The 13,794-nt window shown below is 58.7% G+C and carries 11 protein-coding genes and 3 pseudogenes; 7 read left to right on the top strand and 7 right to left on the bottom strand.

Going from position 1 to position 13,794, the window contains the following annotated elements; genetic code table 11:
• The 3 genes and pseudogenes from C8024_RS00370 to ilvC all read left to right on the top strand — a co-directional run.
• Window positions 1–877, top strand: an 877-nt coding sequence (locus tag C8024_RS00370; RefSeq protein ID WP_254305418.1) for a thiamine pyrophosphate-dependent enzyme, incomplete at its 5' end; no start/stop codon positions are given.
• Window positions 877–1,391 (top strand): annotated as a pseudogene (ilvN, locus tag C8024_RS00375) (acetolactate synthase small subunit). The gene C8024_RS00370 and the pseudogene ilvN, both read left to right, overlap by 1 nt.
• Before the next feature lie 91 nt (window positions 1,392–1,482).
• On the top strand, window positions 1,483–2,502 hold the full coding sequence (gene ilvC / locus C8024_RS00380) for a ketol-acid reductoisomerase (RefSeq protein ID WP_173202539.1): 1,020 nt from the start codon (window positions 1,483–1,485) through the stop codon (window positions 2,500–2,502).
• A gap of 118 nt (window positions 2,503–2,620) precedes the next feature.
• Here ilvC and C8024_RS00385 read toward each other — a convergent pair whose 3' ends face one another.
• Window positions 2,621–2,926 (bottom strand): BLUF domain-containing protein, encoded by a 306-nt coding sequence (locus tag C8024_RS00385; RefSeq protein WP_173202540.1) that lies wholly within the window; start codon window positions 2,924–2,926, stop codon window positions 2,621–2,623.
• Window positions 2,927–3,314: 388 nt separating this feature from the next.
• Between C8024_RS00385 and leuA the strand changes: the two genes are divergently transcribed.
• Window positions 3,315–4,973 carry a 2-isopropylmalate synthase gene (leuA, locus tag C8024_RS00390; protein ID WP_173202541.1) on the top strand — a complete coding sequence of 553 codons (1,659 nt, stop codon included), beginning with the start codon at window positions 3,315–3,317 and terminating at the stop codon, window positions 4,971–4,973.
• Between the two features lie 76 nt (window positions 4,974–5,049).
• Window positions 5,050–6,021: a nitronate monooxygenase family protein gene (locus C8024_RS00395; protein ID WP_173202542.1), complete on the top strand. Its 972-nt coding sequence runs from the start codon at window positions 5,050–5,052 to the stop codon at window positions 6,019–6,021.
• Between the two features lie 78 nt (window positions 6,022–6,099).
• On the opposite strand, the gene C8024_RS00400 is transcribed toward C8024_RS00395, so the two are convergent.
• From C8024_RS00400 to fabD, 6 genes and pseudogenes are all read right to left on the bottom strand, one after another.
• Complete coding sequence (locus C8024_RS00400; protein WP_173202543.1) at window positions 6,100–7,113, bottom strand: TIGR00341 family protein; 1,014 nt, start codon at window positions 7,111–7,113, stop codon at window positions 6,100–6,102.
• A gap of 45 nt (window positions 7,114–7,158) precedes the next feature.
• Window positions 7,159–8,130 (bottom strand): endolytic transglycosylase MltG, encoded by a 972-nt coding sequence (gene mltG, locus C8024_RS00405; RefSeq protein ID WP_173202544.1) that lies wholly within the window; start codon window positions 8,128–8,130, stop codon window positions 7,159–7,161.
• Between the two features lie 3 nt (window positions 8,131–8,133).
• A pseudogene (gene fabF / locus C8024_RS00410) lies at window positions 8,134–9,389 on the bottom strand (beta-ketoacyl-ACP synthase II).
• 166 nt (window positions 9,390–9,555) lie between these two features.
• Window positions 9,556–9,795, bottom strand: a complete 240-nt coding sequence (locus C8024_RS00415) for an acyl carrier protein (RefSeq protein ID WP_173202545.1) — start codon at window positions 9,793–9,795, stop codon at window positions 9,556–9,558.
• A 115-nt stretch (window positions 9,796–9,910) separates the two neighbouring features.
• Window positions 9,911–10,652, bottom strand: a pseudogene (fabG, locus tag C8024_RS00420) (3-oxoacyl-[acyl-carrier-protein] reductase).
• Between the two features lie 42 nt (window positions 10,653–10,694).
• Window positions 10,695–11,630 (bottom strand): ACP S-malonyltransferase, encoded by a 936-nt coding sequence (fabD, locus tag C8024_RS00425; protein ID WP_173202546.1) that lies wholly within the window; start codon window positions 11,628–11,630, stop codon window positions 10,695–10,697.
• Window positions 11,631–11,752: 122 nt separating this feature from the next.
• On the opposite strand from fabD, the gene C8024_RS00430 reads away from it, so the two are divergent.
• Entirely contained in the window at window positions 11,753–13,183 is a 1,431-nt protein-coding gene (locus C8024_RS00430; protein WP_173202547.1) for a phosphotransferase family protein, read from the top strand.
• Window positions 13,152–13,794 (top strand): acyl-CoA dehydrogenase family protein (locus tag C8024_RS00435; protein ID WP_173202548.1); only part of this gene is annotated, 643 nt, incomplete at its 3' end. The genes C8024_RS00430 and C8024_RS00435, both read left to right, overlap by 32 nt.

A 13,794-nucleotide genomic window follows, 5' to 3' on the forward strand; every position in this document is an offset into this window, starting at 1 on the left:
GCTTGACGCCTTTTCGCCAAACAGCAAGAAAATCCACGTCGATATCGACCGTTCCTCGATCAACAAGACCGTTCGGGTCGATCTGCCGATTATCGGCGATGTCGGACGGGTGATGGAACAGTTGATCGCGGTGCTGAAAGGCCGCCGCTTCGCGACTCCGGACCATGGGGAATGGTGGGCCCGGATCACCGGCTGGCGCGCAACCAACTGCCTCGATTATCCCGAGAGCAAAACCGAAATCATGCCGCAGGAAGCGATTCGCAAATTGTGGGAAGCAACCCACAGGCGCGAACCGATCATCACCACCGAGGTCGGTCAGCACCAGATGTGGGCCGCCCAGCATTTCGATTTCGAAAGCCCGAACAAATGGCTGACCAGCGGTGGTCTCGGCACCATGGGCTATGGCCTGCCCGCCGCCATAGGCGCGCAACTGGGCAATCCCGATGCGCTCGTCATCGATATTGCCGGCGAAGCATCGATCCAGATGAATATCCAGGAACTCGGCACAGCCAGCCAATATCGCCTGCCGGTCAAGATATTCATTCTTAACAACGAATATATGGGCATGGTCCGCCAATGGCAGGAACTGACCTATGAAAGCCGTTATTCAAACAGTTACAGTGACAGTCTCCCGGACTTTGTGAAGCTGGCCGAAAGCTATGACTGGACCGGGATCCGGATCGAGGATCCTGCCGATCTGGAATCCGGCATCCAGAAGATGATCGAAACCGACGGACCGGTGATGGTGGATTGCCGGGTCGCCAAGCTGGCAAACTGCTTCCCGATGATCCCGTCGGGTGCCGCCCATACGGAAATGCTTCTCACCGAAGCCGACGTAAAGGGCACTATGGACGACCAAGCAAAGGCCCTAGTCTGATGCATATTCACGAAGAAGCCGTCGAACGCCATGTTCTTGCCGTTCTGGTTGACAATGAAGCGGGCATCTTGGCCCGGATCGCCGGTATGTTCACTGCGCGCGGCTATAATATCGACAGCCTGACCGTCGCCGATATCAGCGAAGACCATGCCGTCAGCCGGATCACCATTGCCACCAATGGCCCGCCGCATGTGATAGAGCAGATCATTGCCCAGCTCGACCGGCTGGTGCCGGTCCACAGTGTCCGCGACCTCACCGAGTCCGGCCCGCATGTGCAACGCGAACTGGCGCTGGTGAAAGTCGCCGGCAAGGGCGAGCATCGTATCGAGGCCATGCGCCTGGCGGATATTTATCGCGCGCGGGTTGTCGATGCGACGACCGAAAGCTTTGTCTTCGAAATTACCGGGCTCCGGAAAAGATCGAGACATTTGTCGCCTTGATGCGGGAAGTCGGCCTGGTGGAAGTCGGCCGAACCGGTGTCGTTGCCATCGGGCGGGGGCCTGACACGGCATGAGCGGGATCTCTCCGATCTAGACCGACCCACAATTCCGGCTGCGACAGTGGCCTAAATCCTATTCGCAAACATCTGACTATAAGGAAGAAAAATGAAAGTTTATTATGACGCCGACGCAGATCTCGGACTGATCACCGGCAAGAAAATCGCCATTGTCGGCTACGGCAGCCAGGGCCATGCCCACGCGCAGAACCTGCGCGACAGCGGCGTCAAGGACGTGGCCATTGCGCTGCGCGCCGGTTCGGCAACCGCGAAAAAGGCTCAAGATGCCGGCTTCAACGTGATGACCAACCAGGAAGCCGCGGCCTGGGCCGATATTGTCATGATCCTGGCGCCAGACGAGCATCAGGCCGCTATTTATGCCGACGACCTGCACGCCAATATGAAAGAGGGCGCCGCCCTCGCCTTCGCCCATGGTCTCAACGTCCATTTCGGCCTGATCGAGGCGCGCGAGGATCTCGACGTGATCATGATTGCTCCCAAAGGCCCAGGCCACACGGTGCGCAGCGAATATCAACGTGGCGGCGGTGTTCCCTGCCTGATCGCAATCGACCGCGACGTATCAGGCAATGCCCATGATGTGGCGCTGGCTTATGCTTCCGGCGTTGGCGGCGGCCGCTCCGGTATCATCGAAACCAATTTCCGCGAGGAATGCGAAACCGATCTGTTCGGCGAACAAGCCGTGCTCTGCGGCGGTATCACCCATCTCATCCAGGCGGGCTTCGAAACCCTGACGGAAGCGGGTTACGCGCCAGAAATGGCCTATTTCGAATGTCTGCATGAAACAAAGCTGATCGTCGATCTGCTCTATGAAGGCGGCATCGCCAACATGCGCTATTCGATCTCCAACACCGCGGAATATGGCGATATCACCACCGGACCTCGGATCATCACTGCCGACACCAAGGCGGAAATGAAACGCGTTCTGGCCGACATCCAGTCAGGCCGTTTCGTCAAGGATTTCGTTCTCGACAACCGGGCAGGACAACCGGAACTGAAAGCAGCGCGCAAGCAGGCTGCGGCCCATCCCATCGAGGAAACCGGTGCCCAGCTCCGCGCCATGATGCCATGGATCGGTGCCAACAAGCTGGTCGACAAAGAAAAGAACTAGGCCTTATCCGGTCGGGCGGCCTCATTCGCGGCCGCCCGGTCCCGGGCTTCGGCAAAATTCAGCAATTCGGTGGCGAGTTGCTCGTCGCAATGTCGCACCAGACGTTCCACAGAGTCTCTCAGGCTCTCGTTGGCGGCCACGGTTTTGAAGCCATTGCCCATTCCGGAAACTGGCGCCGGCTGATAGTACCGCTTTTCAGACGAATGATGGCCTGATGACGCCGGTCCGTCGCAATTCGGGCAAAGGTCGCCTCGACCTCGGCCTCATCCCCTTCCAGATATTGATAGTTTCTCCGGCGATCATGGATCAATATTCCGGTTATCCCGTTACGATCATTGTTATTTTTCGCGCGCCGCAGCAGATCCTCGGTCTCATCGCCGCTCATCTCGCGAGTTGGCCTGCTCATGTAAACCAGACAATACATTAGCGCGTTTCCATCGATAGTTCGTGCCGGTCCTAATCCATCATTCTTAAAATATTGTAACTAAACGTAAAATGACACGCGGCACCGGTTGGCCGACTTGCCGGTGGAAGGTTTTCCATCGCCCCCGGCTGTTCGGAACGCGCCCGACATCTGCCGAAAACAGAAAAAATTTGTCGGCACGCTTGATTTATCTGCCGGGCCGGATATTACCGGCGGCATGACACGGTCTCAGGCCCTATTGCTGCTACGACTTATACGCCCTTAGGCGTACCAATGCTGCTGCCCTGATGGCGCAGCGCCCCGCCTAAGGGACGATTTACCAGATATTATAAGCAAACCCGCGAATTTGTGCCTTGCGCGCAATTTCTAGCAGCATAAGAGTGAAGCCATGCACAAGATCCCGTCACAGAAATACCGCCCGTTCCCGCAAATCGACTTGCCCGACCGGCAATGGCCCTCGCGGACAATAGAAAAAGCGCCGCGCTGGCTCTCCACCGACCTGCGCGACGGCAACCAGGCGCTGATCGATCCGATGGATGCGCAGAAAAAACAGCGTTTCTTCGACTTGCTGGTCAAGATTGGCATCAAGGAAATCGAAGTCGGTTTCCCGTCCGCCGGCGCGACCGATTTCGACTTTATCAGCGGCCTCGTCAAATCCGGCAGGATACCGGATGACGTCATGGTGCAGGTATTGACCCAGTCACGCCGCGACCTGATCGAAACCAGCTTCGCCAGCCTCGAGGGCGCGAAGTCGGCGATCGTCCACTTGTATAATGCCGTGTCTCCGGCCTGGCGCGATGTCGTCTTCCGGCTCGACAAGCAGGGCGTCAAGGATATCGCCCGCGAAGGCGCCACCATATTGCGCGAACAGGCCGAGAAATATCCCGACACCGACTGGCATTTCGAATATTCACCCGAAACCTTCTCCACCGCCGAACTGGATTTCAGTCTGGAGGTGGTCGAAGCGGTGATGGAAATCATCGAACCAACCGCCGACAAACCATTGATATTGAACCTGCCCGCCACGGTCGAGGCCTCGACGCCCAATATCTACGCCGACCAGGTCGAATGGATGTGCAACAATATCAGCAAGCGCGACCATGTCGTGATCAGTCTGCACACGCATAACGACCGGGGCTCCGGCATTGCCGCATCCGAACTGGGCATGATGGCTGGCGCGGATCGGGTCGAAGGCTGCCTGTTCGGCAATGGCGAGCGTACCGGTAATGTCGATCTGGTCACATTGGGTCTGAATCTTTACACCCAAGGCGTTGATCCAAAGATAGATTTCTCCAATATGGACGAAATCGTCAAGACCGTGGAATATTGCAACCAGTTGCCCGTTCCGGCCCGCCATCCCTATGCCGGCGAACTGGTTTTCACCGCTTTCTCCGGCTCGCACCAGGACGCGATCAAGAAAGGCTTTGCCGCGCAGGAACAGCGCAATGACGAGATCTGGAACGTGCCCTATCTGCCAATCGATCCGCGCGATCTCGGCCGCGACTATGAAGCGGTGATCCGGGTCAACAGCCAGTCCGGCAAGGGCGGCATCGCCTGGATATTGGAGCAGGACCACGGGCTGAAGCTGCCCAAGCGGCTGCAGGCCAATTTCAGCCGCACGGTGCAGGAACTGGCCGACGAGACAAGTCGCGAACTGTCCTCTGACGATATCTGGGATGCGTTCCGGAAACGCTATCATCTCGACGGCAGCGGCCAATATACTTTGGTCGACTATGAAGAGCGCAAAACCGGCACCGATCGGGTCTTTGTCGGCAAGATCAAGGGGCCCGATGGCGAGATTTCAGTCAGCGGTCGCGGCAACGGACTGATTTCAAGCGTGGTCGACGCTGTGTCCTCGGCTCTGGGCATCAATCTGGAGATCAAGGACTATTCCGAACATGCCCTGGGATCGGGCAAGGACGCGCAGGCAGCCGCCTATGTCGAATGCAAATCGGATGACGGAAAAGAATTCTACGGGGTCGGCATAAACAGCGATGTCGCGCGGGCTTCTGTTGAAGCTTTGCTGAGCGCCGTGAACCGTATTTAAGCGTTCGGTTAAAAAATAGTAGAATATGCCGCCGCATCGGTTATTGCGGTGGCATATTTTTCAAATCGGGGTGCCCATGACTTTATCAGCCATTTTCGACAATCTTCGCCTGCCGCTTATCGGTTCTCCTTTGTTCATCGTATCGGGGCCAGAACTGGTGATTGCGCAATGCAAAGCCGGTATCGTCGGCAGCTTCCCTGCCCTCAACGCCCGCCCGCAGTCGATGCTTGACGAATGGCTGCACCAGATCACCGAAGAACTGGCGGCATGGAACCGCGACAATCCGGACAAGCCGGCCGCCCCCTTCGCGGTCAACCAGATCGTGCACAAGTCCAACGACCGTCTCGATCAGGACATGGCGACCTGCGCGAAATGGAAAGTGCCAATCGTCATCACCTCGCTGGGTGCGATCGAGGATCTGAACACCGCAGTCAAGGGCTGGGGCGGGATCACGCTGCACGACATCATCAACAACCGCTTCGCCCACAAGGCGATCGAAAAGGGTGCGACCGGCCTTATTCCGGTTGCTGCCGGCGCTGGCGGCCATGCCGGCACGCTTTCTCCCTTCGCCCTGATGCAGGAAATCCGCGAATGGTTTGACGGTCCCGTTGCTCTTTCCGGTTCGATCGGCAATGGCGCCTCTATTCTGGCAGCCCAGGCGATGGGCGCAGACCTCGGCTATGCCGGCTCTGCCTTTATCGCGACCAAGGAAGCCAATGCAGACCAAGGCTACAAGGAAGGCATCGTCGAGGGCAAGGCCTCCGATATCGTCTATTCCGACCTGTTTACGGGCGTGAAGGGCAATTATCTGCGCCAGTCGATCGAGAATGCCGGTCTCGACCCCGACAATCTGCCCCAGGGCGATTACAAGACCATGAACTTCGGTTCCGGCGGTAATACCGAGAAAAAGGCCTGGAAAGACATCTGGGGCTGCGGTCAGGGCATCGGCCTGATCAACGACGTGATGAGCGTGCAGGATATGGTCGACCAGTTCACACGCGAATATCGCGAAGCGCGCGAAAGCCTGAAAGAACGGTTTAACTATTAAGGGTGAAGGCTTCAGGGCTGGCTGAAAGCCGGTCAGCCCGGGCTGGATAGCTGTGATATTTTGTCGGAAACCGGGACCTTAGCCGGCTCCCAGGGCGATGCGTCCACCGACCAGACCGACGAACAGCACCAGGACAAGCAGCCAGATCACGAAGATGCCGCTGGTCAGCCGCCAACTTCTCGGCGGGAGCCCCTGCACCAAGAAGGTCGCGATCCCCGCGACGTTGATGCAGACGAGATTAGTGGCCAGCAAAAATAGCGCGCTCAACCCAAGGGACTCTTCACCGCTGCCGAAAAACAGTCCCGCTGCGGCAATCGGCGGCACCAGCGCGACCGCGATCATCACACCGACCAGCGAGAGCGAAGCGCCCTGGCTGAACGCGAGAACGCCGGCGGCACCGCAGGCCAGAGCCAAGGCAATATCCGCCGGCTGGACGATCGTCCGGTTTCTGAGCTCGGGGACCAGCGGGTCGACATCGATGAACATGCCGAGCAGAAAAGTGAACAGCAGCGCCGCGACGATCCCTGTGACCAGCGTAATCAGCGCCCGCCGACCAAGCGCCCCGTCGCCCAGCGTCGCCGCCATGGCCATCGCCATGGTCGGGCCGAGCAGCGGGGCGATGATCATAGCGCCGATAACCACCGCTGTCTGGCCGCTGCGCATACCCAGCGCCGCAATCAGCGCGGACAGGATGACGGTCAGCAGATAATTGGGGCGCAACTTCAGGCTGGCCTCGATATCATCATATAGTTCGTTGGTGCTGATCCGGTCCCGGGTGAAAAAGGCTTCCAATTTTGTCGGCGGCTTCCGATCACCCGCAACCGATGGCCCAATGTCCTGCAACTCCGGAATTTCCGGCAGTACCGCTTCGACCTGCAGGACGAGAACGGAAAATCCCTCGGTGCCCCTGAAATTCTCGTCCAGCTCGGCGATGAGCGTCTCGATCGACCGGCTGGGTACGACGCAGGAATATTTCTCGAGACCGTCGGGGACAGGCTCCTGCCAGAAGCGGCTGCAATGGTTGGCAATGATGGCCTTTGCTTGCGCCACGAACGCGTCCGGGACGATGATTTCAACCAGCCTCGCCGACATCAGCCGCTCTTTCTCCCCGCGAGCCTATCGCGAGGCATGATGATATCACATTTCTCCGCGCGCCCGCCGGATCGCGAACCATTTCTCGACATTGCGATTATGCTCCTCCAACGTTTCGGCAAAGACATGACCGCCTCTGCCGTCGGCGACAAAATAGAGCGCATCGGTCTTCGCCGGGTTCAGCACCGCCTCTATGGACAGGCGTCCCGGATTGGCAATCGGTCCCTTGGGCAGGCCGACCATTGCATAGGTATTATAGTCGTTGACCTGAGCGATCTCCGATTGGCGGATACGACGCCCCAGCGGTTTGCCCCTGGTAATCGGATAGATGATCGTCGGATCGGCCTGCAGCATCATATTCTTGCGGATACGGTTGCTGTAGACGCCGGCCACTGTCCGCCGTTCCCGTGCCAGCGCGGTCTCTTTCTCGACTATTGCCGCCAGGGTGATCGCTTCATGCGGCGTTTTAGCGACGCTGGTCTTGGAACGCTTCGGCCATAGTTCGGCGATAGTATCCGTCATCGCCTTTTGCATCCGCGCCACCACGGCGGCGCGTTGCTCGCCGCGTTCGAAACTGTAGCTGTCCGGCAGGATCGATCCTTCAGCCGGCACCGGAATATCCCCCTTGAGCAGATTTTCCGCCATCAGGGTTTCGTGTACGATGATCGACGGCGTACCCTCCGGCACCGTGATCAAGCGCTGCACAGTCTTGCCGCCTTGCAAAATGGACAGAATTTGCGCGTTGCTCGCCCCGGCGGGAATTTCGAATTCCCCGGCCTTGATCGGTTCGGAACCGCCAAGAATTTTAGCACGCATCAGGAAATCGTCGGCGGATTCTATAACGCCTTCCGATTCCAGATCCTGCGCCGCCATGGCGAGGCTCGAACCCGATTTGATCAGGACCGTGCGCTGCTCTTCGAGAGGCCCGCTGGCGTTCCAGCCATAAAGGAAACTGCCGCCCAGCAGGACCGCAATGACCGCCGCTGCCACCAATATCAGGCAACCGAGACGGCGCATGATTTAGACCGCTTTCATGATGATGCTGGCATTGGTTCCGCCAAAGCCGAAGCTGTTGCTGAGCACAGCTTTCACTTCCCGCTTTTTCGCAACATGCGGCACCAGGTCGACGCCTTCGCACCCTTCATCCGGGTCGTCGAGATTAAGCGTCGGCGGCACGATCTGGTCGCGCAGGGCGAGAATGCTGAAAATGCCTTCGACAGCGCCAGCACCGCCCAGAAGATGACCGATTGCCGATTTGGTCGAGCTCATCGACATGGTCTTGAGATCATCGCCGAACAGCCGCTTTACCGCCGCCAGCTCGATCGTGTCCGCCATCGTCGACGTGCCGTGGGCATTGACATAGTCAATGTCGGCGGTCGTCAGACCCGAGCGCTTGAGCGCCATTTCCATCGAGCGATAGGCACCGGTTCCGTCCGGATGGGGTGCCGTCACATGATAGGCGTCGCCGGACATGCCATAGCCGACCACTTCGCAGTAGATATTGGCGCCGCGAGCTTGGCATGTTCATATTCTTCCAGAACAACGACACCGGCGCCCTCACCCATGACGAAACCGTCGCGATCCTTGTCATAGGGACGGGACGCTGCGGTCGGATCATCGTTGCGCTTGGTGGAAAGCGCCTTGGCCTGCGCGAAACCGGCAATGCCGATCGGGCAGATTGTTGCCTCCGCACCACCGGCCAACATGACATCGGCATCGTCCAGCGCGATCATGCGCGCCGCGTCGCCGATGCTGTGGGCACCGGTCGAGCAGGCTGTAACCACCGCGTGATTGGGACCCATCAGGCCATATTTGATCGAAACCTGACCGGAAATGAGATTGATCAGCCGTCCGTGGACGAAATGCGGACTCACCCGTCCGGGGCCGCGTTCCGCAAGAACCAGCGATTCTTTTTCAATGCCAGGCAATCCGCCGATGCCCGAACCGATCGAGCAGCCGGCGCGCAGCTTGGCTTCGTCGGACATGTCGGTCAGACCGGCATCCTCGAGCGCCTGGCCGGCGGCATCGATACCGTAGACAATGAACGGGTCGACCTGCCGCTGGACCTTGTGGTCAACGCGCAGATTGGGATCGAAGCCATATTCATGGTCCGCAGGCTTTACCTCGCAGGCGATATGACATTTCTGATCGGATGCATCGAAGCGGGTGATTTTTCCCGCGCCCGACTTGGAAGCCAAAATATTGGCCCAGGTCGTTTCCACATCTCCGCCCAGCGGCGTTACCAGGCCCATTCCGGTTACAACTACACGGCGCATATCATGCCTCTCCTTGCGGGCTTTCCCTGCCCAAAATCAAAACCTGTTCAAAATCAAAAAACGGCCACCGGATCAGGACTTTCCTCCCGGGCCGGTGAGCCGCTTTGCTTTATTTCAGCGATCATTGGCCCTGGGGCGCGCCTGTTCTGCTGGCAGCACCCCAAAATCAATTAGCCTTTGTTTTGTCGATAAAATCGATGGCGTCTTTGACGGTACCGATTTTTTCAGCGGCATCATCTGGAATTTCGACGCTGAATTCTTCTTCAAACGCCATAACCAGCTCAACAATATCGAGGCTGTCAGCGCCCAGATCATCGATGAAGGCAGCTTCTTCGGTGACTTTGTCGGCTTCAACACCCAGATGCTCAACAACAATCTTTTTTACGCGGTCTGCAGTCTCACTCATGAGAGGTCCTTTTTGTTAGGAATGAATTTCAATTTCGTCCTAGTGCGCTGGCGCGCGCCTTGCAAGTGTCCGTGAAGTCGAAATCGTACTGGAGATGATGTTTTTCGGCAAAGCCCTAGGAAATCATCGCCATACCGCCATTCACATGGAGCGTCTGACCGGTGACATAAGCGGCCTCCTGGCTGGCCAGATAGACCACTGCGGCACCGATATCGTCGCCACTGCCCATTTTTCCTGCCGGAATCTTGCGGTTGATCTCGTCTTTCTGGGCGTCGGTCAGCTCGTCTGTCATCGGCGATTCTATGAAGCCCGGGGCGACGCAATTGACGGTAATCCCGCGCGAGGCCAGTTCCTGGGCCAGCGCCTTGGACATGCCGACCAGACCGGCCTTCGAAGCAACATAATTGGCCTGCCCCGGATTACCAGTCGCGCCGACCACCGAACTAATCGAGATAATCCGGCCGCCGCGCGCTTCATCATCGGCCGCGCTGCGGCGCGGATCAGGCGGAAAGCCGACTCCAGATTGACCCGGATCACGTCGGAGAAATCCTCGTCCGACATCCGCATGACGAGACCGTCGCGGGTGATGCCGGCATTGTTGACCAATATGTCGAGCTTGCCGAGCTTTGCCACCGTGTCCGGCACCAGCGCGTCGACTTCCTCGGGTTTGAAAGGTCGCACGGCATGACGATATGCCCCTCGCCCGGCAATTCCGGGATCATTTCCATCAGCACGAGCTTGCGGGTGCCCGAAAGTGCAACGGTAGCGCCCCGTTCGGCGAGCGATCTGGCGATCGCCGATCCGATGCCGCCGGATGCGCCGGTTACCAGGGCGGTTTTTCCGCTTAAGTCAAACATTGCTAATTCCTTCAAAATACAAATTCGGGCCAGTAATCGCTGCTAGAGGCTTTTCAGAAACGCCTCGATATCATCCATCGAGACCAGGCTGACCTTTGCGGCTTCCGGCGCAATGCGTCCGACCATGCCGGTCAGCACCTTGCCGCCAAATTCGACAAATTGCTCGACTCCGGCTTCGGCCATATTGCCGACAGATTCCCGCCAGCGCACCGCGCCGGTCACCTGTTGCACCAGCAACTCGCGGATTTCATCGACATCCGAGACCGGAGCCGCCGTGACATTGGCAAACACCGGGACGACGGGCGGGAAAATGCTCGCTTCGGCCAGCGCTTCTTCCATCGCCTCGGCGGCGGGCGCCATCAGCGAACAGTGGAACGGAGCGGAGACGGGGAGCAACATGCCGCGCTTGATGCCATGGTCTTTCGCCGCGGCAATCGCGCGCTCGATCGCTCCGATATGCCCGGAGATCACGACCTGGGTAGGATCATTGTCATTGGCGACGGTGCAAATTTCACCCTGGGAAGAAGCATTGGCCAGCGCCGACGCCTTCTTGATGTCGGCGCCGAGCAGGGCCGCCATACCGCCCTCGCCCACCGGCACCGCTTTCTGCATCGACAGGCCGCGCAGCTTCAGCAATTCCGCGGTCGTCGTCAGGTCGAGCGCCCCGGCGGCGCAGAGCGCACTATATTCGCCGAGACTGTGGCCAGCCACATAGGAGCAAATATCGCCGATCGATTGACCGCCCTCTTTTTCCATTACCCGCAGCGTTGCGACAGCATTGGCCATGATTGCCGGCTGCGCGTTTTCCGTAAGGGTGAGTTCGTCGATCGGCCCGTCGCACATCAGTTTGAACAGATTCTGCTCCAGTGCATGATCGACTTCCTCGAACACTTCACGGGCGGTACTGCTGGCCTCTGAGAGGGCCTTGCCCATGCCGACGGCCTGGCTGCCCTGTCCCGGAAATATGAATGCACGCATGATGACCCCCAGATTTTCAAATATGATTGGGGGAATTAGGCACGAATGGTCGGTCATGCAAGCACCGCACGCTCCGATTAAAATCATTTGCGCAAATTTAATCGCGCGATTAAGCCATGCTTATGACGGATGAGGCATTTCAGGCAAAGCTCGCGAATTACTGCACAAAAACTTTTGGTGCAGACGGCAAACTAGAGCATTTGCGACGATTATCGGGCGGCGCCAGCATGGAAAGCTGGGCCTTTTCCTATGGCGGCGAAGACTTTGTCCTGCGGCGCCTGCCCGCGGGTCTTTCCGCCGATGATGACGGTTTGCGCGGCGTCCCGCTCGCGACCCAGGCGGATATCATCGAACTAGCCCGCACCACAGGGGTGACCGCTCCGGAGGTCCGCGGGAGACTCGCTCCGGAAGATGATATCGGCGAAGGTTTCATCATGGCCAAGGCCGAAGGAGAAACCCTGCCGCACAAGATATTGGGCAATCCCGATTTCGCCGAAGCGGAACGCAAGCTGACCCGGCAATGTGCAGGGGAACTGGCAGCGATCCACCAAATTCCGGTGCAATCTCTGGCGGCATCGCTGGAATATTTCTCCCCCGCCGAGTTGATCCGCATCCAGAAAGACAAATATGACGAGATCGGCAGCCAGATTCCGATTTACGAATATGCCTTCCACTGGCTGAACGAGAACGCGCCCGACGCCACCGACAAATATCTCGTGCACGGTGATTTCCGGATGGGTAATCTGATGATCGACCATGACGGGCTGTCCGCGGTGCTCGACTGGGAACTGGTCCGGTTGGGCGATCCGGTGCAGGATCTCGCCTATCTGTGCACGCCAAGCTGGCGGTTCGGACACTATGAGAAGGTCGCGGGCGGCTTCGACAGCGCTGAAGCCCTGCTGCAGGCCTATGCGGAGGCCAGTGGCAGAGAAGTGGACCCGGACCGTTTCCGTTTCTGGCTGGTCTACTCCACCCTCTGGTGGGGCGTAGCCTGCATGGTGATGGGACAGATCTGGCGCAGCCATGGCGACCGCTCGCTGGAGCGGACCGTCATTGGCAGGCGCGTCTCCGAGGTCGAGATTGACCTCGCCCTGCTGTTCGAGGAAATTCTGCCCGCCGAAATCTGCACGCCATTCGACTGGGCCGTGCCGGAGGACCAAACGGTGACCGGCGAGACCGGATATGGAGAGCTGCTGACAGCGCTCGGCGAGTGGAACGCGAAACATGTGCAGCCGGGCCTTCAGGGACATGACAAGTTCCAGTCCCGGGTCGCCGGCAACGCGCTGGGAATTGCCAGGCGACAGGCCGAATGGGGACCGGATTTCCGGGATGCCGCGAAGGCCCGGCTGACAGCTATCGGTTATGATCATGGACAGCTTTGCAGCGGACTTTCAAATGGGGAGATTGCGATTACGCAATCGGCCGTCTGGGACCATCTGCGCCTGTCCGCGCTTGAACGCCTGTCTATCGACCAACCCAAATATGCCGGCCTCAAGGTCGCGCTCAAAAATGGAGACCAACATGACCGCTTTCGAAATCCCGCAGGAAATTGAAGACTATCTCGGCGTGCTGGATGCTTTCATTGAAGCCGAAATCAAGCCGATAGAACGGCGCGACGACAATATCCGTTTCTTTGACCACCGGCGGGAAGATGCCCGCACCAACTGGGAGAATCAGGGCCTGCCGACCGAGGAATGGGAAGCCTTGCTGGGCGAAATGCGCCAGGTGGCCGATGCCGCCGGCCATTATCGCTACGCCCTGCCCAAGGAATTCGGCGGCCAGGACGGCACCAATCTCGGCATGGCGCGGATTCGCGAGCATCTGGCCCACAAGGGGTTGGGCCTGCACAATGACCTGCAGAATGAGAATTCGATCGTCGGCAATCTGGTCCAGCCTCTGATGCTGCGCGACTTTGGTACCGAGCAGCAGAAGCGGGACTATATCCCCCAGATGCTGGCCGGGAGAATGGGCTGGTGCTTCGGCCTGACCGAGGAACATCACGGCTCCGATGCCACCTGGATGGACACGACCGCGGTGCGGGAAACCCGTGACGGGGTGGACGGCTGGCTGATCAACGGCAACAAGATGTGGACCACCGGCCTTCACAAGGCCTCGCATGTGATGACCTTTGCGCGGCACAGCGGCAAAGACGGCGACGCAAAGG

Origin of the sequence: Sphingopyxis sp. BSNA05 (assembly GCF_013265645.1) — a bacterium.
Lineage (GTDB): Bacteria > Pseudomonadota > Alphaproteobacteria > Sphingomonadales > Sphingomonadaceae > Parasphingorhabdus.